We start from the raw sequence: 19,848 nt of genomic DNA, 5'->3' as shown, positions 1-19,848 counted from the left end.
GTGAGCCACACGTCGAGGTCCTGGCCTGGCGGCCCTCCAGCCATGCTCGCCTCCTGCCGTCGCCCCTAGAGGGTCAAAGCGCCCAACTCTCTCAAAGTGCCCCGGTCGTGCTAGCCGACCATCTCTGTCTGCAGGGCGCGGCTGGTGACCGCGACACGGTCCCGCCCGCCCCGCTTGGCGGCGTACAGCGCCACGTCGGCCCGCTTGAGCAGGCTGTCAATGCTGTCGCCCTCCGACCACTCGGCGAGCCCCAGGCTCACCGTGAAGCGCAGATCCTCTTGCCCAGGCACAGTGCTCATCGCACACTGGCGGCGGATGCGGTGCGCGATCACCGCCGCCCCAGCCAAGCCGTGCCCGGGCATCAGTGCCGCGAACTCTTCCCCGCCGAGCCGCCCCACGACTGCGCCGGTCTCCCGGAGGACCCGAGCGACGCAGCGGATCACCTGATCGCCGACATCGTGCCCGTAGCGGCCGAGTCCGTGAACGCCACGACGCTGTGGCGGCCGGCCACGAGCATCTCGGACACGATCTTGAGGATGACACGGCTCGGATCGATCAGGGCGACGTGCATGGCTGGGTTCCATCAGGCAGCGAGGAGGGCGCCGACCGGGCGGGACGGGTTTGTGCAACGGTCGTGGGCTAGGCGTACGACGCGGGTGTCGTCCTGAAGGAAAAGGGCGATCGTAACCCTTGCGCCCGAGCGCGATCTGCTCGAATCGGCGGTCGAAGCAGGACAGCGCCAAGCTCACCAGGACGACCCCGCCGAAGGTGCCGGCGGCCTTGTCGCTCCGCCGGCTGAGGACGATGATCGGCTTGGCCATGAGGTAGGAGATCAGCGGCGGGTCGACATGGAGCCCGAGGCCGGGATCTGCCTTGTGCGCCTGGACGTAGTCTTGTCCGGCATTGTTGAGGCGCCGCTGCGGCCAGCCGAGCGCGTCGTAGAAGGTGTTGCCGTACTCATCGAGGACGAGCATCACGCCGAGGTCCGTGGCGTTGACGGCCCGGTTGAATAGGATGCGCTGACGGAACCTGGGGCCGATCTGCCCGAGGTCGGGCAGATCGAGGTTCTCCACCACGCTGCGCAGCGCCAGGTCGATGAACTCGATGTAGCGGTCGATGCCACGCTCGATCACTTGAACGAGGTTCTTCGAGGTTTGCCCGGCCTTGTCCCAGGCGTCCTGCCGCAACTCGAGCAGCATCAGGGAGCAGACGGCACCCATCCCGAGGGGCACCAGAATGCCGATCCAGTGGCATGCGGTTGCGCTCATGGTCACGCGTCGGCGGGATAGCGCGAGGTGAACGCGGCGGCCACAGGCCGGAAGGCACTCACGACGGCGGGATCGAGGCGCCCTGTCATGCCGTCCAGGATCGCGAAGGCGTCGGAGGAGGACATGGGTGGCTTGTAGGACCGGCGCTCGATCAAGGCGCCGTAGATGTCGCAGACGGTGACGAGCCGCACGAGGTCGGGGATGTCGTCTCCCTTGAGCTTGTCGGGATAGCCCGACCCGTCGAGCATCTCGTGGTGGGAGCGCACGACGGCGAGCATCTCCGGGCCGAAGCCCTCGCCGGCGAGCATCCGATACCCGTGCTCGGGATGCAGGCGGACTACCGCCATCTCGGCGTCGGTGAGCTTGCCCGGCTTGTTGAGAATGGCGGAGGGCACCTCGATCTTGCCGACGTCGTGCAGGAGTGCCGCTTTGGTCAGGCGGTGGCAATCCTGCTCGCCGAGCCCGAGGCTTTGTGCGAAGGCGGCGGCCAACCCCGTGACCAGGCCGGCGTCCGACAGGGCATCGACCGGGCTTACCGCATCGAGAGCGTCACACACACGCTTTCGACCGGAATCGGCGGCGCCACGACGACGCTGACCCTGAAGCAGCCCGGCGACGAGGCGGGAACGGCAAAGCGGAAGGCGGGCGACGCCGAGGAGGTGCCCTTTGCACCAGCCGCGTCGCGCAGGCCTTCGCGAACTCGCCCTCGGCCGGGGAAAGCTGATGCAGCCGGGCTCATACGGGTACCTCCGCTTATTCACCACGTATCCAGGAGCGCAACTCCTCAGCGCGCCCGGCACTGTCGCGGCGGGCTCTTCCTTGCCCGCTGTCCTCGTCCGGGACGTTCTGCATGGCCCGCTCCTAGTCGTATCGAGCTTGGATTGCCGGAGCTTGCTATAAAATGCATCGTGGCGTTGGCCTGATCGCGGCTATCGCAACAGCGGCTCTGATCCTCCAAAATCCGGAAACGCTGTGAGCACTTGTGGGAGTGGTCACCTGTGGAACCAGGGGTGCGCACCATATTCAAATCCGAGTTCCTTCTCGGCAGCAACCTATCGACGGCGTCGTTTGCTGAGGGTGCCATGGGACGAGACTTGAGGATCCCGCTCGATGCGCGCGCATTCCATGGTTTCGCGCACAATTCCACGCTCGGGACCGAACGTAGTAAGCCTTGAGAGCTGGTGGCGGCCCTCTATAGCCGTCGTCGTGCTCGCGAGCCGAGAATAAGACCTTCGCAAGGCGCGCGCTTGCCGGCAGATGAACGGCGGAAGAGCGCCCGGTTTCGGAGGAGCGTTCGCGATGGCGGTCTATCTGATTTTTTCGGAGAGCAATATCTCCGTGACGGGAACGGCGGATAACGACCGCTTCGTTCTCTCGGGACTGTCCTCGAACGACACGCTCTCCGGGGGCGAGGGCAACGACACCTTCGAGATCTCCGCGACCGGGCTCGGCAACGTGATCTACGGGAACCAGGGTAACGACAGCGTGTCGGGCACGGCGGGCGCGGGGGCGCTGCGCCTCTACGGCGGCCAGGGCGACGACACGATCGACTCGATCGGGGGCAACGACACGATCTTCGGCAATCTCGGCCGCGACCTGATCGATGGCGGGGCCGGCAACGACGTGATTTACGGCAACCAGGGCGACGATACGATCGACACGAGCGCCGGCCCGGCCGGGCAGGACACGGTCTACGGCGGCCAGGGCAACGACCTGATCAACTACAGCCTCGCGACCGGTGCCGACCGCCAAGTGATCTTCGGCAATCTCGGCGATGACGTCATCGCGGGCGGCCAGGGCACCAACCTGATCTACGGCAACCAAGGCAACGATGTCATCGACCTCATCGGCACGGCCGACACGGTCTATGGCGGACAGGGCGACGACACCATCGTGTCGCGCACCTCCGGCTCAGCGACCGGGCTGATCTACGGGAACCTCGGGAACGACCTCATCTACGGCAATGACGGCTCCGACACGGTCTATGGCGGCGGGGGCAACGATACGATCGTGGCGGGCTCGGGGCCGGCCGCGTTCGACGGCGGGGAGGGCGGCGACCTGATCGTCGGAACGGGCGCGGCGGCCGGCTCGCGCTTCAGCGGCGGGGCGGGCAACGACACCATCGTCGGCTCGGGCGCCGCCGACACGATCACCGGCGGTGCGGGCGCCGACAGCCTCATTGCGGGGGGCGGGGCCGACTTCTTCGTCATCGCCCATGGCGACGCGGGCGCGACCGAGGCCACCGCCGACCGGATCTCCGGCTTCCAGTCCGGTACGGACAGGCTTGATCTCGGCGAGGACGGCACCGCGCAGAACTTCGTCAGCGGGACCAGCAGCACCGTGAACGACTTCGACAGTGCCCTGGCCTTCGCCGACACGCTCCTGACCGGCCGCACCTACGCCTACGTCACGAGCGGGACGGCTGGCGCGGACGGCTACCTGTTCGTGGACGAGACCGGCGACGGCCGCGCCGACGCGGCCCTGATCCTCCAGGGCAGCGGCGGTACGACGCCGACGCTGAGGCCAGCCGACATCGTCTGAGCGTCTCCGGCGGATCTCCAGCCGCGCCGTAGGTGCGGTGGAGGGGCCGTCCGGCACCGAGCCCACGGATCATGTTCCACCGGCCTCACTCGTGCTGTCCATTAGGCAGGGCCGTCGATCCGCGGACCGCTACGGTACCTGTCGATCGGCCGGGATCAACTCGAACCCGGCCGTCTCAAGGCGCCGCAGGAATCGGGCTATGACGTCGGCGAGCGGCCGCTCGTAGCGCACGCTCGCAGTGCGCTCTCTGCGGCCGGCCCAGTGCAGGTCGTCGGTCGCCGAATCCGGCCCCGAATCCCACGGTACCCGTCTCAGGACGGCGAGGAGAGGGGCCCGGAGCGTCGTTCACGGCCTCCGGCTTCCTGGGCCGCGCCCGCGCAAGTGCGGCCTGGACGCCGGTGAGCCAATCGGCCAGCATCTCGTGACGTGCGGCCGGCGCTGCGACTCAGGCTCCGGGCGTCCAGTCGATCTTAGGCTTCTGCGACAGGATGCGCTCGAAGTAGTTGGCCACCGCCTGCGCCCCGTCGGCATGCATCATGGCGACCGGATGGGCGAGGTAGGCCCGGGCCAGATCGAGCGGGATCTCGCCGGCCTGGAGCGCGCCGAGCACCGCGTCGATGAAGGCGTCGTTGGCCTCGTTGAAGTCGGACGAGAGCTTCTTGCGGTCGTTCAGGGCCTTGATCGGCATGGCGCAGTTCGCTCCTCTCGAAGGGCGAGCTCGGCGCCGGGATCGGACGGCCGAGGTCTCTACCCTTGGCGGCCGACCGGCATGCGTCATCCGACCACACGATTCGCTCTGGGGTCGTACGCTGCTTCCGCAACCCTGCTGCCAGCAGGGCTACAAACCAGCTAAGTGATTGAAGGGATTGGCGCGCCATCTATCGCTAAGCCATTGCTTGGCCTGAAATTCTCCTCAGATCAGTACCTTAAGCAGACGTCGGTCCTGCAAGCCGGTGATGCGAAACGCTATGGCACGGCTGGCCTGCCGCACCACGGATCGGAACGAGGCGCTCTACTTCCGCCGGGTCATTTCCGCCGAGTTGCACCCCTTCATGCCGGCCCCTTGGACGGGCAAGGCGAACTGGACCAAGAGCTTCCGGACCAAGGAGGCGCGGAAGGCGGTCCAGCCCTACCCACGCCCGCTGCCTCAGCGACTGCGAGTGTGATCTTGAGCGCCGTGGGCCTGCCCCCGGCATCCACCCGCGCGTGGATCTTGCTCGTCAAGCCGCCGCGCGGGCGACGCATGGCACCAGATCGGCCACCCTTTTCGGGCGCAGGCCGCGTGCTGGTGCACCCGCACGCTGCTAGCGTCGATCATCTGCAGGTCGCCATCGTAAGCTTTTGATGCCGGGTCCAATGCGTTGCTGGAGGCCATCGAATTTACCGGGGTTGCGGACTCTCGTCCGGCCGAGGGTTTCGTCGCACCGCTTCTCTGGGTCTGAGCCCTAGGCCAACCCTGCCGGATGAGGACAATTCTGCGCCACGGTGCGCGGGCCTTACGCGAAGGCTTCAGCTGCCGAAGCAGGGAGATGAGGCGCCTTTGTCGACGAGCAGCCTGCCAGGCGTTCAAGGGTGGCCCAGCAACATCGGTCCATCGTGCCCCTGCGGATCCGGGTCTTGCGGCCTTGCGGGACCGAACGAGGCCGATCACGGACGGGGGACGGCGAGGCAACATTTTGCAATGCCGCCGAAAGCGATATAAAAATCATTCCATGGCACCTGCCATGTGGTATGCCAACGATTGCACCCTCCGCCCACGAGATGGATACCCCCATGCACGCCTCGAGCGCCTCTGCGAACGATCAGGCTTGACCATGGACGCCGTGCACGATGTCGGACGCTGGGCAGATGCTGTCACGAGGGCTTATGCGACGGATGCGAAGCCGCCGCTCACGCAGGATCTCGTCAGGCAGGTTCACGCCACCCTGCTCGAAGCGCTCAAGTCCGCGGCAGGCCAGGGTCCGCTGGACAACGTCGTGGACCGGTTGAACGCTGCCCTCGACAGCTTCGAGGTCGAACTTGGGGCGGTTGCCGGTCCCCGCATCGCGTCCCTGGACGAGACGGCGGGGTCCGTCGTCATGGAGCACCGTTCCGAGGCCGGGCAGCCGCTTCGCGCCTTCGGCGGCCAGTAGCCGCGCCGTCAGGCGCATCAACCGTCTTTTACGAACAGCTGGAAACCAGATCGCGCCATGAGTGAGGCTCCCGGGACAGTCAGGCAGTTCGCGCATCCCGGCCGTGGCCGGGAGCGGGCGCGACCGGTGCCGAAGGGGCGGCAGGTCGAGCCGCGCGCGAAGATGGAGATCGAGGCGCTGCTCGGCGCGCGCTCGCGGCAGCGCGACCTCCTGATCGAGCACCTGCACCTGATCCAGGACACCTACGGCCAGATCAGCTCCGGCCATCTCGCGGCTCTGGCCGACGAGATGGGCCTCGCCTTCGCGGAGGTGTTCGAGACCGCGACCTTCTACGCGCATTTCGACGTGGTGAAGGAGGGCGAGGCCGCCATCCCCCGCCTCACGGTGCGCGTCTGCGACAGCCTCACCTGCGCGATGTTCGGTGCCGAGAAGCTGCTGGAGACCCTGCGGGCGGAGCTGAAGGGCGACGTGCGCGTCGTGCGCGCGCCCTGCGTCGGCCTCTGCGACCACGCCCCGGCCGTCGAGGTGGGGCACAACTTCCTGCACCGCGCGGACCTGGCCTCCGTGACGGCGGCGGTCGAGGCCGAGGACACCCACGCCCACATCCCGGCCTACACCGACTACGCGGCCTACCGGGCGGAGGGCGGCTACGCCACGCTGGAGCGGATCCGCAGCGGGGAGCTCTCGATCGACGACGTGCTGGCGGTGCTCGACGACGGCGGCCTGCGCGGCCTCGGCGGCGCGGGCTTCCCCACGGGCCGCAAGTGGCGCTCGGTGCGCGGCGAGCCGGGCCCGCGCCTGATGGCGGTGAACGGCGACGAGGGCGAGCCCGGCACCTTCAAGGACCAGCTCTACCTCAACACCGACCCGCACCGCTTCCTCGAGGGCATGCTGATCGGCGCCCACGTGGTCGAGGCGCCGGACGTCTACATCTACCTGCGCGACGAGTACCCGATCGCCCGCGAGATCCTGGCGCGCGAGATCGCCAAGCTTCCGCCGGGCGGCCCGCGCATCCATCTGCGGCGCGGGGCCGGCGCCTATATCTGCGGCGAGGAATCCTCGCTCATCGAGTCGCTCGAGGGCAAGCGCGGGCTGCCCCGGCACAAGCCCCCCTTCCCGTTCCAGGTCGGCCTCTTCAACCGCCCGACGCTCATCAACAACGTCGAGACCCTGTTCTGGGTGCGCGACCTCCTGGAGCGCGGTGCCGGCTGGTGGAAGAGCCACGGCCGCAACGGCCGCGTCGGCCTGCGCTCCTACTCCGTGTCGGGGCGTGTGCGGGAGCCGGGCGTGAAGCTGGCGCCCGCCGGCCTCACCATCCAGGAGCTGATCGACGAGCATTGCGGCGGCATGGCGGAGGGCCACACCTTCGCGGCCTACCTGCCGGGCGGCGCCTCGGGCGGCATCCTGCCGGCTTCGATGAGCGACATCCCGCTCGATTTCGGCACGCTCGAGAAATACGGCTGCTTCATCGGCTCGGCCGCGGTCGTGGTCCTGTCCGATCAGGACGACGTGCGCGGCGCCGCGCTCAACCTGATGCGCTTCTTCGAGGACGAGAGCTGCGGGCAGTGCACGCCCTGCCGCTCCGGCACGCAGAAGGCCCGCATGCTGATGGAGAACGGCGTCTGGGACACCGAACTCCTCGGCGAGCTGGCGCAGTGCATGCGCGACGCCTCGATCTGCGGCCTCGGCCAGGCGGCCTCGAACCCGGTCAGCACCGTGATCAAGTACTTCCCGGACCTCTTCCCGGGCCCGCGCGCCGTGGCGGCCGAATGACGACCACGAGCCTGAGCGCGAACCCGAAACCGACGCCCCAGCCTGGAGCGGACGCATGAGCAACGCACCCCACACGCACGGCGGCAAGACCGACGACAAGGTCGAGAAGGCCGAGATCCGGGCCGCCGCGCCCCAGGATGCCGGCGGGCCCGCGCCCGGCGCGGGTCCTGCCGCGGCCAGTTCCTACACGCAGGGCGTGAAGGCCGGCGGCCAGGCCGCGCCCGAGCCCTCCGGGCTGTTCGGCCTCACCGATCGCCCGACGGCGCCCCCGACGATCCAGTTCGAGTTCGACGGCCGCCAAGTCGAGGCGCAGCCCGGCGAGACGATCTGGGCGGTCGCCAAGCGGCTCGGCACGCACATCCCGCATCTCTGCCACAAGCCCGAGCCCGGCTACCGGCCGGACGGCAATTGCCGGGCCTGCATGGTCGAGATCGAGGGCGAGCGCGTGCTCGCCGCCTCGTGCAAGCGCACGCCGGCGGTCGGCATGAAGGTGAAGTCCGCCACCGAGCGGGCGACCAAGGCCCGCGCCATGGTGCTGGAACTGCTCGTCGCCGACCAGCCGGAGCGGGCGACCTCGCACGATCCGACCTCGCATTTCTGGATCCAGGCCGATCACGTCGAGATCAGCGAGAGCCGTTTCCCCACGGCCGAGCGCTGGACCGGCGACTTCAGCCACCCCGCCATGAGCGTCAATCTCGACGCCTGCATCCAGTGCAACCTCTGCGTCCGCGCCTGCCGCGAGGTCCAGGTCAACGACGTGATCGGCATGGCCTACCGGGCGGCCGGCGCGAAGGTCGTGTTCGACTTCGACGACCCGATGGGCGGCTCGACCTGCGTCGCCTGCGGCGAGTGCGTGCAGGCCTGCCCCACGGGCGCGCTCATGCCCTCGGCCTATCTCGACGCCGAGCACAACACCCGGACGGTCTATCCCGACCGTGAGGTCAAGTCGCTCTGCCCCTATTGCGGCGTCGGCTGCCAGATCTCCTACAAGGTCAAGGACGAGAAGATCGTCTACGCCGAGGGCCTGAACGGCCCGGCGAACCACAACCGCCTCTGCGTCAAGGGCCGCTTCGGCTTCGACTACGTCCACCATCCCCACCGGCTGACGAAGCCGCTGATCCGCCTCGACAACGTGGGCAAGGACGCCAACGACCAGGTCGATCCGGCCAATCCCTGGACGCATTTCCGCGAGGCGACCTGGGAGGAGGCGCTCGACCGCGCCGCCGCCGGGCTCGTCCGGATCCGCGACACGCACGGGGCGAAGGCGCTCGCCGGCTTCGGCTCGGCCAAGGGCTCGAACGAGGAGGCCTACCTCTTCCAGAAGCTGGTGCGGCTGGGCTTCGGCTCGAACAACGTCGACCATTGCACGCGCCTCTGCCACGCCTCGTCGGTGGCGGCCCTGATGGAGGGGCTGAACTCGGGCGCGGTGTCCGCGCCGTTCTCGGCGGCGCTCGACGCCGAGGTGATCATCGTCATCGGCGCCAACCCGACCGTGAACCACCCGGTCGCCGCGACCTTCCTCAAGAACGCGGTGAAGCAGCGCGGCGCCAAGCTGATCATCATGGATCCGCGGCGGCAGACGCTCTCGCGCCACGCCTACAGGCACCTCGCCTTCCGCAACGGCACCGACGTCGCGATGCTGAACGCGATGCTGAACGTCATCGTGGAGGAGAAGCTCTACGACGAGCAGTACATCGCCGGCTACACGGAGAACTTCGAGGCGCTGAAGGAGAAGATCGTCGACTTCACCCCGGAGAAGATGGCGCCCGTCTGCGGCATCGACGCCGAGACCCTGCGGGAGGTCGCGCGCCTCTACGCGCGGGCCAAGTCCTCGATCATCTTCTGGGGCATGGGCGTCAGCCAGCACGTCCACGGCACGGACAATTCCCGCTGCCTGATCGCGCTGGCCCTCATCACCGGGCAGATCGGGCGCCCCGGCACGGGCCTGCACCCGCTGCGCGGCCAGAACAACGTGCAGGGCGCCTCCGATGCCGGCCTGATCCCGATGGTCTATCCCGACTACCAGTCGGTCGAGAAGGCGGCGGTGCGTCAGCTCTTCGAGGAGTTCTGGGGCCAGTCCCTCGACCCGCAGCGGGGCCTGACCGTCGTCGAGATCATGCGGGCGATCCATGCGGGCGAGATCCGCGGCATGTTCGTCGAGGGCGAGAACCCGGCGATGTCCGATCCCGACCTCAACCACGCCCGGCACGCGCTCGCGATGCTCGACCACCTCGTGGTGCAGGACCTCTTCCTGACCGAGACGGCCTTCCACGCCGACGTGGTGCTGCCGGCCTCCGCCTTCGCCGAGAAGGCGGGCAGCTTCACCAACACCGACCGGCGCGTGCAGATCGCCCAGCCCGTCGTCGCGCCGCCCGGCGACGCGCGCCAGGACTGGTGGATCATCCAGGAACTGGCCCGGCGCATGGGCCTGCCCTGGACCTACACGGGACCGGCCGACATCTTCACCGAGATGGCGCAGGTGATGCCCTCGCTCGCCAACATCACCTGGGAGCGCCTAGAGCGCGAGGGGGCGGTGACCTACCCGGTCGACGCGCCCGACCAGCCCGGCAACGAGATCATCTTCTACGCCGGCTTCCCGACCGAGAGCGGCCGCGCCAGGATCGTGCCGGCCGCCATCGTGCCGCCGGACGAGGTGCCGGACGCCGAGTTCCCGATGGTGCTCTCGACGGGGCGCGTGCTGGAGCACTGGCATACCGGCTCGATGACCCGGCGGGCCGGCGTTCTCGACGCGCTGGAACCCGAGGCCGTGGCCTTTATGGCGCCGAAGGAACTCTATCGCCTGGGTCTGGAGCCGGGCGACACGATGCGGCTCGAGACGCGCCGCGGCGCCGTCGAGCTGAAGGTGCGCTCCGACCGCGACGTGCCGACGGGCATGATCTTCATGCCCTTCTGCTACGCCGAGGCGGCCGCCAACCTGCTGACCAACCCGGCGCTCGACCCGATGGGCAAGATCCCGGAGTTCAAGTTCTGCGCGGCCCGGGTGACGGCTGTTCACACGGTACCCGTCGCCGCAGAGTGAACGCTAGCTAGGCTCCCCTCTTCTGGCGGCGCGCACTGAAAGTGCCGCCAGGCCCTGCCATTTGACACTGCGAAGTTGGACGAGGCCTCGGTTCACCGACTGCAGCCAACGAGTCTGTGATCCCGTGCGGACATTCGAGCTGCCTTCGCCGAAGGTCCGCATGGGGTGACGAGTTTGCACACCGCTTGTTCGGCTTCGCGCCATAAGCGGCCTTTCAAACAGAGCCCTCGGAATGGCCGCTTAACCTCCGAAAGCTGCCATTGGCATGGAGTGGCAAGTCCCGGCGGCCACAAAATCCTCGAACCGGTCTCTGCCTTAGCTTTTCGAGCCGCGGGACAGATCGCTCAGGCGATCCCGTCGCGCGGTGATGCGAGTGCGGGCATCAGGTGCGCCGTCTGCGGTCCACCTGCCTCGGCAGCACCGGGAAAAGCACTGGTGCCGCGGCCAGGATCGGCTTCCACGTCGCGCTCCAATTCTCCATCGGAACCGGATCGGAGCGGTGGACGAGGTCGAGGAACGCCAAGCCCGCCTCCGCCGTCGCACGCTTGACCAAGGGGTTCAGCGGCCCGCCGTTCCGGAGGGAGCGGTCGGTGAAGACGCTGTGCGAACCACCCTGGAACACGACGAGGGCCTTTTGCGCCGTGGGAACGGCGTTGAAGACATCGACGCGGTCCTGCACCGGGGAATAGCGGCCGGGTATGCGGATCGTGTCCTCCGTCGTGGTCACGTGGAGGGTGGGGACATTCACCGAGGCAAGGACCGCGGCGAGATCGGCCTCGCCGTAGAAGGGCGGTGCCGATATGACGATGCTCGCCGTGAAGCGCGGGTCCCTGTGCCCGACGGGTTTCCCGTCCCGGATCACTTGGGCGCCGGTGAGGATCAGGGTGGTGTTCGCCCCGTAGGAGTGGCCGGCCGCGACGATGCGTTTCCGGTCGATGGCGGCATGGAAGGGATTGTCACGGTTGAGCAGTCGGTCGAGGCCGAAACTCACGTCCCGGGTCCGCTCGATGGCCTCGCGCTCGTCCGCCGCGCCGTCGAGGCGGTCGAGAAGCAGGAGCGGGTTACCCTCCCAAAGAGTCTGGTCGCTGCCGACATGCTGGATATGCAGGCTGGCGGTCCCGCGAGCCGACCATCCCTCGCCGAGATAGCTGTAGCCTTTTCGCGTGCCGCCGAGCCCATGGGAAAAGACGATCAACGGGATCGGTCCCTTTATGTCGGAGGTGGCAGGCCAGTAGAGCCGCGCCGGCACCGCGCGCTGACGCGAGGGGTCGACCCATTCGAAGTCGATGAACCGTGCCTCGGCGGACGAAGGCAGGGCCCCTGCCGGAAGGGGCGCGAGCCAGGCTCCAGCACTCGCCGCCAGGGCCATCGCGCCGAAGCGGCGGCGGCTGAGGCCGCGGGAGCTCGGCTCCGGGAGAGCGCCTGAACGTTTCGCGACATCGGCAATGGTGTTCATGAAGGTCTCGCGACGATTGATGGGCAGGTTGATCGGGATGGACCCTGGCGGCTCGTGTTTGGCACCTATACGGACGTCGATGGGTGTTTGGCCGCCATCCGGAAGCGCCGACGCCATGCCTCGCTCATGACAAGCGATGGAAAGCGTCTGCTCCGCGTCCCGGAAGAGGGCGGCCGACAACCTCGCCGACGACCGCGAGCCTCCGCCGTTCGGCGAGCGCATGCACGACCATCTCCCCGCTGCGCCCCCTCAGGGCATATTGTCCCAAGGCTTCCGCTTCGATGCCGTCCGGGAGCACGGGGATTCTGGAAAGGACGGCTTCCGAAACGAGCACGGACCGCTTCGTCTCCCTGCACAGGCCTTCCAATCGGGCGGTCGCGTTCATGACGTCGCCGAAGTAGGCGATCTTGTGCCGGTCGACGCCTATCTCGGCCGTGACGACACTGCCGCCATGGAGAGCCGCGCGAAGTTCCGGGACAAGTCCGAACCTTCTTGTCCATCGGTCACGGTCATCGCGGAGCGTTTTTCGGATCGCGAAGACGCAGTCGATGCACCTCGCCCGCTCGACGCCCTGCATCAGCGGCCATGAAATGATCACCTGATCGCCAATGTAATCGTCGATCTGACCGCGGTGCCGGCGAATCGGTTCGGCAATCGTCTCGAAGACGTCTTTCAGAAGTTCCTGCGCCGCGAAATCCCCGTGCTTCTCCGCATAGGTGGTCGAACCGACGAGGTCGAGGAACAGGAAGATGCGCTCCTCGCTTCGTGGGCGGTGATAGCGTCCGAGGATCAGGTTGGTGAACGTCCTGCTTCCGATCAGGTCACGCACGCGCAGCACGCCGATGAGGAGGGCCGACACCGCCATCGCGTAGAGCACGGCCTGGGGCCGGGGTGTCACGAGCTCGGCCAGGCTCTTGGCCGTCAGCCCCAGGGCTCGGACCGCGAGGCCCGTCGCCGACATTCCTACGACGATCACGAGAAGCAGGCTGATCTCCGCCGCTGCGAAGTACGCCAGGGAGGGTAGTCGCCGCAGGCAGGTCGTGTACCGGGGGAACAGGGCACCGCGCTCGTAGGCGATGGCAAGGACGCCGATGCACGTGCCGTACGTCACGCCGAGCACGGCCGGCCCCTCGTGGAACAAGATACCATACAGGGCGCCGAACGCGGCGCTGGCGGCGGCGATGACGATCCAGAACGTGAGCGAGCCGTTCGTCATCGTTTCCATCCGAGTGGGAGGCGATCTGGGATGGCCGGGACACGGCCATGTGCATGGGATCGTCGGGATCGGGTTCGTCGAGGCGTCCTACCGTGCCCGGCGCAGGATGATCGGTTGGCCGAGAAGCGGGATACCGAGGTACCCGCGCAACTCCCTGTGCCCGTTTACCAGCGAGACATATGCCGAGTAGGTACGACCGGACGAGCCGTCGTAGAGGCTCCCTCCTTCCCAGTACCGGCCTTCCTGATCCCATCTCAGGCCGGACAGGATGACCGTGCCTCGCAGGTTGCGGCCACGCAGGGCCGGATCCGGGTTCAGGGTATCGGCCCGGAAGGTCCTGCCGTCAGCTTCCATGACGCGTGCGCTATGGATGATGCGGGCCTCGTAGGTCTTGTCCACCTCATGGACTTCGAACTTGAGCTGGCCGTCGTCCTCGGCCCACACGCCGAGGATGTCCTGCGCCGAGGACGTCTGAGCGGAGGCCGGCCCCGTCGGCAGTCCCACTAACAGCCCAGCCAGGATCGCGGCCCATGGCAGCCACCATCTCGATCCCGGCATCCGGCGGCTCCTGTACTGGTCGACGTTTGATTGGGAGGGCTCGCCCAATGACCGGGACCTATTGGAAAGCCGCGCCGGACAACCGTTCGGCCTCGGTCCACAACCGAGCCGCAATGGCCTCGTCCCGGGCTTGGGCCGGAATGGCGGCAGGGCCGGGCGCGCCGCGGGTCTCGCCCAGTCGCGTCGGGCCATAGTATCCCCCGCCCGACGCGAGCGGCGATGACGCGGCATACAGGGTCGGCAGGGCTCCCTGCGCCGCCGGCTGGAACAAAAACCACAGGTAGGTCCGCATGATGCCGGCGAAGCTCCGGCGACCTGAGCCGTTCGGCAACAAGTCCGTCCGCGAGATCCCGGGATGCGCGGCAAGGCTGGTTATCCCCCAGCCGTTCGCGTCGCTGCGCCGCTGCAGTTCGAGCGCGAACATCAGGCACGCGAGCTTTGACTGGCTGTAGGCCGCCATCGGGCGATAAGCGCGCTCCGCCTGCAGGTCGTCGAAGTCGATGCGGCCGCTCCGTGCCGCCACGCTCGACAGCGTGACCACGCGGGGCTCGCGCCCCCGCCGCAGTAAAGGTAGCAGGTGGGCGGTGAGCGCGAAGTGTCCGAGGTAGTTCGTTGCGAACTGCAACTCGTAACCATCGCTTGAGGTCTTGCGCGTCGGCGGGTTCATCACCGCGGCATTGTTGATCAGCAGATCGACGCCCTTTAGGTCGCCCACCATGCGCTCGGCGAAGGCGGCAATCGAAGCAAGGCTTGCCAGGTCGAGAATCTCGAAGCGGACCCTGCCGTCCGGCGACTTTTGCCGTATCGCCGCGATGGCTTGTGCACCCCTAGCCGGGTTTCGCCCGGCGACGATGACCTCAGCTCCCGCCTGCGTCAGTGCGAGCGCATCCTCGAACCCGAGGCCCCCTGTCCCGGTCACGATAGCAACCCGTTCCGACTGGGACGGCAGGTCCTTCAACGCCCAGTCAGACATCTGGGTTTTCCCCTTGCCCAAGGCCGAATCGCACTCGATGCAAAAATATTCTCGCACCGAGTGCAGCTTTGTATGTGCGGAATCGCATGCCAGAACGCGGGCATGGACATCGTGTCATCGAAGCCGAGTGGCCTGCGTGCGCGTAAGCGCCAGGAAACGCTGGAGCGGATCGCGGAAACTGGCCTGAGGCTCTTCAGCCGGAACGGCTATGAGGCGACGACCCTCGACGCCATCGCCGAGGGCGCCGGAATTTCACGTCGGACTTTCTTCCACTACTTCAAGTCGAAGGAGGAGATCCTTCTGGATTGGCAGTTGCGGGGGTTCAGCGCATCCCTTCGCAAGGCTGTCCTAGCACAGCCTGCCGGAAAGGTACCGGTGGAAGTGGTCCGCGATGCCATGCTGATGCTATCCGTTGGCTTTCGGACCCAGGAATTCATCAGCATCGACCGAGTTCTGAGGTCCAGCGAAACTCTCAAGGCGCGTAAGCAGGCGACCTATGGCCTGCATGAGCAGGCTTTGTATGCGACGCTTATGGAGCGATGGCCGGATCCTGACCGTGGCGCGACCCTACGACTCGTCGCGATGGCCTCGCTCGGCGCCATGCGTCTGGCAATTGAGGCGTGGATACAGGCGGGTGGAGATCGGCCGGTGGATTCCTTCCTGCACGCTGCGTTCGACGGGCTTGCATCCGAGTTCGGAAAGCCTTCTCGATAGCTTAGGACCCCATGCGGATGGACCCGCCGGGATCCGTTTGCGTCGTAAGTGTTCCCGGGGCACCGGCCTGGAGAGCTCTGAGCGTCAATCTGTTACGGTGAAGCGAGAACGCGATCTGTCGATGCCGGCCAACGACGGTCGGCGGGAGGCTGGCATGAAGCGATGCCTCGTCCTCGTGTTGGCAATGGTCCTGGCTGCCCAGCCGGCCTCGGCAGACCCGGTGGAGCTCTCCACTTTCCGCGACTTGGCGCGGCCGGAGCCCGCCCTGCAGGTCGCGTACGGCGAGGCTCCCGCTCAAGGCGTGGACGTGTTCCTGCCGGACGGTTCCGGCCCGCATCCGGTCGCGGTCCTCATCCACGGCGGCTGCTGGAGTGCGACCACCGCCGGTCGCGAGCAGATGCGCCATCTGGGGCCGGAGCTGACGCGGCGCGGCATCGCCGTGTGGAGCATCGGATACCGCCGCGCCAATGAGGCCGGCGGTGGCTATCCCAGCACCTACCAGGACGTAGCCTCCGCGCTCGACCGGCTCGCAGAGGAGGCGCCCACCCACCGGCTGGATCTCTCGCGGGTGGTGCTCGCCGGACACTCGGCGGGCGGCCATCTCGCGCTGTGGGCGGCCTCGCGCGGCTCGCTTCCGACCGAGAGCCCCATGTACGGGGCACCTCGGTTCGTGCCACGCGCCGTCATCAGCCTGGGCGGCGTAGGCGACATCGCAACGTTCGCCCGGTTCGTCCCGGTGCTGTGCGGACCCGGCATCGCGGAACGGCTCGCGCCTGCGGACAAGCTCGCGGAGGTCTCTCCAGCAGCCCTCAAGCCGTCAGCCGGGTCGATCGTCATGGTCAGCGGCGTGCTGGACCGGCTGGTGCCGCCCTGGGTCGCCTACGACTATGCCCGAGCCCTGCGGGGCAGGTCCGCGATCGAGCCAAGGTTGGTCAACGTCCCGGATGCCGGCCACTTCGACTTGGTCACACCGTCCGCCCCGGCCTGGCAGGAGGTCGGTCATTTCATTGAGGAGGCTCTTGCGGCCCCATAGACGGCATGCCCGCTGCGACCGAGGAACCTCCCGCCCTCGCTAATCCGGTTCACCTCGTTTCGAGACACCTTGAGCGTAGCCGCCTGAGCGCGCAGGCGGGCGCCCATCGCCCCGGTTGGTTCCTCGACCGTGCCGGGCATCTGGCCGCACCAGCGAGCGGCAGCGCCCGATGGCATCTGCCAAGGTGAGCGCTTACCTGCCGCTCAGCCGGCAAGCGGCACCGTGAATGGCGCAGTGAATGGGCACGGACATCGACGACGATACAACGTGGCTGGTGCGTACCCTGGCCCAAGAACCCGCAGGGTCTGACGCGGCCGTCGCGCTCATGGTCGAGCGCCTGCGCCGCATGGAGGAGGAAGCTCGCCTGGGCGGTGCGAGCCGGCAGGCATTGCAGAAGATTATGTCCGCCCGACGCGTTCTCGGGGACCCCGCCGACTTCGGGACGGTACCGACCGCCTTCAGCCCCGAGTAATCGCTCAGGCAGCCGATCGGTTGGGCGTTCGTCGCCTCAGTCAGGAAGCCGCCTGACACCCACGAGCATTTCCCCCACGCTTGGCATACACCGGTGAGGAGTCACCTGCACCACCCGCGTGGTCCTCACCACTCCGAGGACGTCTTCGGCGCCAAAAGGCAGGCAGACGATCTGCCCCACGCCATCGCGCCAGGAAGCTGCCTCAGCGTCCCACCAGCGCCCGTCTGCGATATGCCAGACGGCTTGCCCGTGCGGGCGCCGGCAGACCTCGCAGCGCCCGCCCACGCGTCGGAAGCGGATCGCGGCCGAGAGCTGCGGCCAGTTGATCGGGTAGAAGAAGCGGTGCTCGCGCCGGATCGGCATGCCGCCATCCTGGATGCCTGCCCAGCATTCTCGTACCGCCAAGCTTGAGCCCACGCTAGTGAGTCTGGATAATCGGTTGCATCAAGCCTACTCTTCGAACCGTGCCGACAGCGCCGTAGCGCGTCGGTTGATCCTCTGAGGGTGCGCCTGCGCGCAAAATCGAGAGGAGCCCTAGACGCGGATCTGCCCCTGTTCCGCTGAGCAAGGGAGCGTAACCGCTCAGCAGGTACTGGCGATGCACACCCGATTTCGGCCTGTCCGCTTCGCCGAGAGTTCGCGTTCGAGCTCACGGTTTCGTTCGCTGGCGCGGGCAGTTTCAGCAGCCAAGGCAGCCACAGCCTGGATCAGGCTCTCAGGCGTCGCGTCAGCGTTCATGCGCCCTGCCCAGTGCGCGAGAGAGGAGCCGCAGCTGTGCAGACCACTCTGACTGCTTGCAACCTTCTCGGCCAGATCGTGTGCGACCTTGGTAAGCGCGTCAGCCTCGCTGCTGACTGTTTCCATCTCGGCTAATCTCTCGTTCGTACTCATAAAGGCACCGCTGAGGCCTTCGAGCAACTCATCCGATATAGGCTGTCCATTCGCCATAGACGCATTAAGCTGCTCATTGAGGTGTAAGTTTGAGCGGCAGTAATACACAAATAGGACCTGGTAGGCTCGAATGGCAAGCCACAAGGGAGGGCAGGTCCATTTGTTTGCTGGCTCCTCATTTTGAGTGATCATAGTCTGAAGATAAGCATATATACCTCTAGCTGAAATGCATTAATGAAATTTAACATCAGCATAATGCAGGTTTCCTACGCTTTTATCCTCCTCGCGGTGTCGCCGAGCCATGGGCGAGAACAGCAGGTCAGAGGTTGATGTCAGCGGCACACTCGTTCGTGGCAACATCGATCGCGTTTTCCAGGCGCGAGACTGCTGCAAGCTGCTGCCTGAACGGTGCCCTGCAGCCGTGCAGCCGCTCTACGTGTTCGACGCCCGCTGCGATAAAGTAAAGCGGATATCTAGAAATATCTTCAAATCCAGCTGCGTCCGCCATGTCGTACACATCGATAAGCTTGCGATGGGCACGCTTGAGGGCGTGGTACGACTTAATGAGAGCAGCTTCGCAGCATGTCATGCGTTTCTCTCCCAGGGGGTGATGCTCAGTCATTTGGCTCGCTGATTATCGAGAAGGCCTACGAGTGGCGGATAAGAGATTTCAAGACGAGGGCATCAAGACTGCTGGATAAAAAGTATTGTCACCTCGAGACACTCAGCAGATCCTGCGCGCGGATCTCGAGGCAGGGAAGCCGCCCCTGCCGAACAGCTCAGGGCGGGTAGTACGTCAGCTCGGCAATCCAGTTGTGGTTGGGCCCTGCATGCTCGGCAGTGCGATGACCGCTGACATGGGCGTGGCGCCCAACATGCAGCGACGCGACAAACCCGAGCAGCAGGACAAGAACAAGCGTGACAGTGTCCGTATACCGGCGTGCGCTGTGGATGCCGATGCACCCAAGGGTAAAGCCGGCTGCAAGGAGAAGCGGGATGAGCGTGTCGCGCGACATCAGAGGTATCGTCGTGCGCCTCGAAGCCGGCGTCTTGCTATCTGCCCTGCGTCCAAGTGGGACGCGAGATCGCAAATAATAGACGTCCGAGAGGGCCTGGAGCATCCCTCCGTGCCTTCGCAGCCCTTTATTCCGCCGACGCAATCGAGATCGCGGAGGCGGCATGAGCGCGGTGCTGTTGGCGTTAGGCTGCGAACCGCTGCTGGCGAGCTCCAATCATCTCGTCGCTCCGCCAAACTACCTCACAAACGCCAGAGCCGAAGCAGGGCGCATTCAACCCGAAGGTGTCCGGCACCTCCGCCGTATCCAGGAAGAGGAGCCTAACTCCGACTTCCGAAAGGACGTACACGACACACGGCAGCGTCGTGTGCTCGTTAACGGTGATGACGCCGCTTTGGTTCACGTAGGCACGCGGTCCGCTTCAACGATCAAGCATTCTTGCGCCCCGGGAAAACAGTTTGACGGAGCAGTATGGACGAAACGCCCGAAGGAACCGTGTCCAACAAGCATCGACTTTCATGAGGATTTTGGGCTGATCTGGCCCACTGCATCGCACTCCGGCAAAGCCGGGGGCTTTTTATGATCTGGGCCGCTCAAAGCTGCTGTAGGGATCGCTCACGCAGTCCCACTCTTGACCAATACCTACAGGTATTCCGCGCTCTGCTCGCGGTCGAGCTGCCGGTCAATCTCGGCGAGGCCGATGCCGCGATCTGGTTCTCGCTCTTCTCGGTCGATAGCCTGCGCGCTCACACGGAGGCCTTGGAG

The 19,848-nt window shown here is 66.6% G+C and carries 20 protein-coding genes and 1 pseudogene; 9 read left to right on the top strand and 12 right to left on the bottom strand.

The annotated features are described in order from the left end of the window. Positions 1-110: 110 nt before the first annotated feature. Positions 111-1,268 (bottom strand): diguanylate cyclase, encoded by a 1,158-nt coding sequence (locus tag MFF54_RS02075; protein WP_238300882.1) that lies wholly within the window; start codon positions 1,266-1,268, stop codon positions 111-113. 2 nt (positions 1,269-1,270) lie between these two features. Then, complete coding sequence (locus MFF54_RS02070; protein ID WP_238300881.1) at positions 1,271-1,825, bottom strand: HD-GYP domain-containing protein; 555 nt, start codon at positions 1,823-1,825, stop codon at positions 1,271-1,273. A 742-nt stretch (positions 1,826-2,567) separates the two neighbouring features. Here MFF54_RS02070 and MFF54_RS02065 point away from each other — a divergent pair. Beyond that, complete coding sequence (locus MFF54_RS02065; protein ID WP_238300880.1) at positions 2,568-3,809, top strand: calcium-binding protein; 1,242 nt, start codon at positions 2,568-2,570, stop codon at positions 3,807-3,809. A 445-nt stretch (positions 3,810-4,254) separates the two neighbouring features. Here MFF54_RS02065 and MFF54_RS02060 read toward each other — a convergent pair whose 3' ends face one another. Further along, positions 4,255-4,497 (bottom strand): hypothetical protein, encoded by a 243-nt coding sequence (locus MFF54_RS02060; RefSeq protein ID WP_238300879.1) that lies wholly within the window; start codon positions 4,495-4,497, stop codon positions 4,255-4,257. Positions 4,498-4,777: 280 nt separating this feature from the next. Here MFF54_RS02060 and MFF54_RS02055 point away from each other — a divergent pair, with 280 nt between their 5' ends. Beyond that, positions 4,778-4,975, top strand: coding sequence for a hypothetical protein (locus tag MFF54_RS02055; RefSeq protein WP_238300953.1), 198 nt, complete (start codon positions 4,778-4,780; stop codon positions 4,973-4,975). On the opposite strand, the pseudogene MFF54_RS02050 reads toward MFF54_RS02055, so the two are convergent. Continuing rightward, positions 4,971-5,166, bottom strand: a pseudogene (locus MFF54_RS02050) (IS5/IS1182 family transposase); the annotation flags it as partial. The gene MFF54_RS02055 and the pseudogene MFF54_RS02050 overlap by 5 nt on opposite strands. A 457-nt stretch (positions 5,167-5,623) precedes the next feature. On the opposite strand from MFF54_RS02050, the gene MFF54_RS02045 reads away from it, so the two are divergent. The 3 genes from MFF54_RS02045 to fdhF are packed head-to-tail and all read left to right on the top strand — an operon-like array spanning position 5,624 to position 10,754. After that, complete coding sequence (locus MFF54_RS02045) at positions 5,624-5,941, top strand: hypothetical protein (RefSeq protein WP_238300878.1); 318 nt, start codon at positions 5,624-5,626, stop codon at positions 5,939-5,941. A 57-nt stretch (positions 5,942-5,998) separates the two neighbouring features. Beyond that, a complete protein-coding gene (locus MFF54_RS02040) occupies positions 5,999-7,714 on the top strand; it encodes an NAD(P)H-dependent oxidoreductase subunit E (RefSeq protein ID WP_238300877.1) in 1,716 nt (571 codons plus the stop codon). A 55-nt stretch (positions 7,715-7,769) separates the two neighbouring features. Further along, on the top strand, positions 7,770-10,754 hold the full coding sequence (gene fdhF / locus MFF54_RS02035; RefSeq protein ID WP_238300876.1) for a formate dehydrogenase subunit alpha: 2,985 nt from the start codon (positions 7,770-7,772) through the stop codon (positions 10,752-10,754). Between the two features lie 382 nt (positions 10,755-11,136). On the opposite strand, the gene MFF54_RS02030 is transcribed toward fdhF, so the two are convergent. From MFF54_RS02030 to MFF54_RS02015, 4 genes are all read right to left on the bottom strand, one after another. Continuing rightward, positions 11,137-12,327: an alpha/beta hydrolase family protein gene (locus MFF54_RS02030; RefSeq protein WP_238300874.1), complete on the bottom strand. Its 1,191-nt coding sequence runs from the start codon at positions 12,325-12,327 to the stop codon at positions 11,137-11,139. 7 nt (positions 12,328-12,334) lie between these two features. Continuing rightward, a complete protein-coding gene (locus MFF54_RS02025) occupies positions 12,335-13,426 on the bottom strand; it encodes an adenylate/guanylate cyclase domain-containing protein (RefSeq protein ID WP_238300872.1) in 1,092 nt (363 codons plus the stop codon). A gap of 87 nt (positions 13,427-13,513) precedes the next feature. Beyond that, entirely contained in the window at positions 13,514-13,984 is a 471-nt protein-coding gene (locus MFF54_RS02020) for a DUF2147 domain-containing protein (protein WP_238300870.1), read from the bottom strand. A gap of 58 nt (positions 13,985-14,042) precedes the next feature. Beyond that, positions 14,043-14,957, bottom strand: a complete 915-nt coding sequence (locus tag MFF54_RS02015; protein ID WP_238300867.1) for an SDR family oxidoreductase — start codon at positions 14,955-14,957, stop codon at positions 14,043-14,045. Between the two features lie 102 nt (positions 14,958-15,059). On the opposite strand from MFF54_RS02015, the gene MFF54_RS02010 reads away from it, so the two are divergent. From MFF54_RS02010 to MFF54_RS02000, 3 genes are all read left to right on the top strand, one after another. After that, positions 15,060-15,671: a TetR/AcrR family transcriptional regulator gene (locus MFF54_RS02010; protein WP_238300866.1), complete on the top strand. Its 612-nt coding sequence runs from the start codon at positions 15,060-15,062 to the stop codon at positions 15,669-15,671. Between the two features lie 121 nt (positions 15,672-15,792). Further along, positions 15,793-16,704 carry an alpha/beta hydrolase family protein gene (locus MFF54_RS02005; protein ID WP_238300865.1) on the top strand — a complete coding sequence of 304 codons (912 nt, stop codon included), beginning with the start codon at positions 15,793-15,795 and terminating at the stop codon, positions 16,702-16,704. Between the two features lie 238 nt (positions 16,705-16,942). Next, entirely contained in the window at positions 16,943-17,176 is a 234-nt protein-coding gene (locus MFF54_RS02000; protein ID WP_238300864.1) for a hypothetical protein, read from the top strand. A gap of 36 nt (positions 17,177-17,212) precedes the next feature. On the opposite strand, the gene MFF54_RS01995 is transcribed toward MFF54_RS02000, so the two are convergent. From MFF54_RS01995 to MFF54_RS01980, 4 genes are all read right to left on the bottom strand, one after another. Further along, entirely contained in the window at positions 17,213-17,539 is a 327-nt protein-coding gene (locus tag MFF54_RS01995; RefSeq protein ID WP_306423943.1) for a hypothetical protein, read from the bottom strand. A gap of 219 nt (positions 17,540-17,758) precedes the next feature. Beyond that, positions 17,759-18,040 (bottom strand): hypothetical protein, encoded by a 282-nt coding sequence (locus MFF54_RS01990; RefSeq protein ID WP_238300863.1) that lies wholly within the window; start codon positions 18,038-18,040, stop codon positions 17,759-17,761. A gap of 346 nt (positions 18,041-18,386) precedes the next feature. Further along, a complete protein-coding gene (locus tag MFF54_RS01985) occupies positions 18,387-18,689 on the bottom strand; it encodes a hypothetical protein (protein WP_238300862.1) in 303 nt (100 codons plus the stop codon). A 157-nt stretch (positions 18,690-18,846) separates the two neighbouring features. Then, positions 18,847-19,083, bottom strand: coding sequence for a hypothetical protein (locus MFF54_RS01980; RefSeq protein WP_238300861.1), 237 nt, complete (start codon positions 19,081-19,083; stop codon positions 18,847-18,849). A gap of 163 nt (positions 19,084-19,246) precedes the next feature. Between MFF54_RS01980 and MFF54_RS01975 the strand changes: the two genes are divergently transcribed. Further along, positions 19,247-19,666, top strand: a complete 420-nt coding sequence (locus MFF54_RS01975) for a hypothetical protein (protein WP_238300860.1) — start codon at positions 19,247-19,249, stop codon at positions 19,664-19,666. Positions 19,667-19,848: the final 182 nt, after the last annotated feature.

This window comes from Methylobacterium gregans (genome assembly GCF_022179245.1).
GTDB lineage: Bacteria > Pseudomonadota > Alphaproteobacteria > Rhizobiales > Beijerinckiaceae > Methylobacterium > Methylobacterium gregans.
The sequence above is the reverse complement of the archived record's forward strand: the minus strand, read 5'-3'. Positions and strand labels throughout refer to the sequence as shown.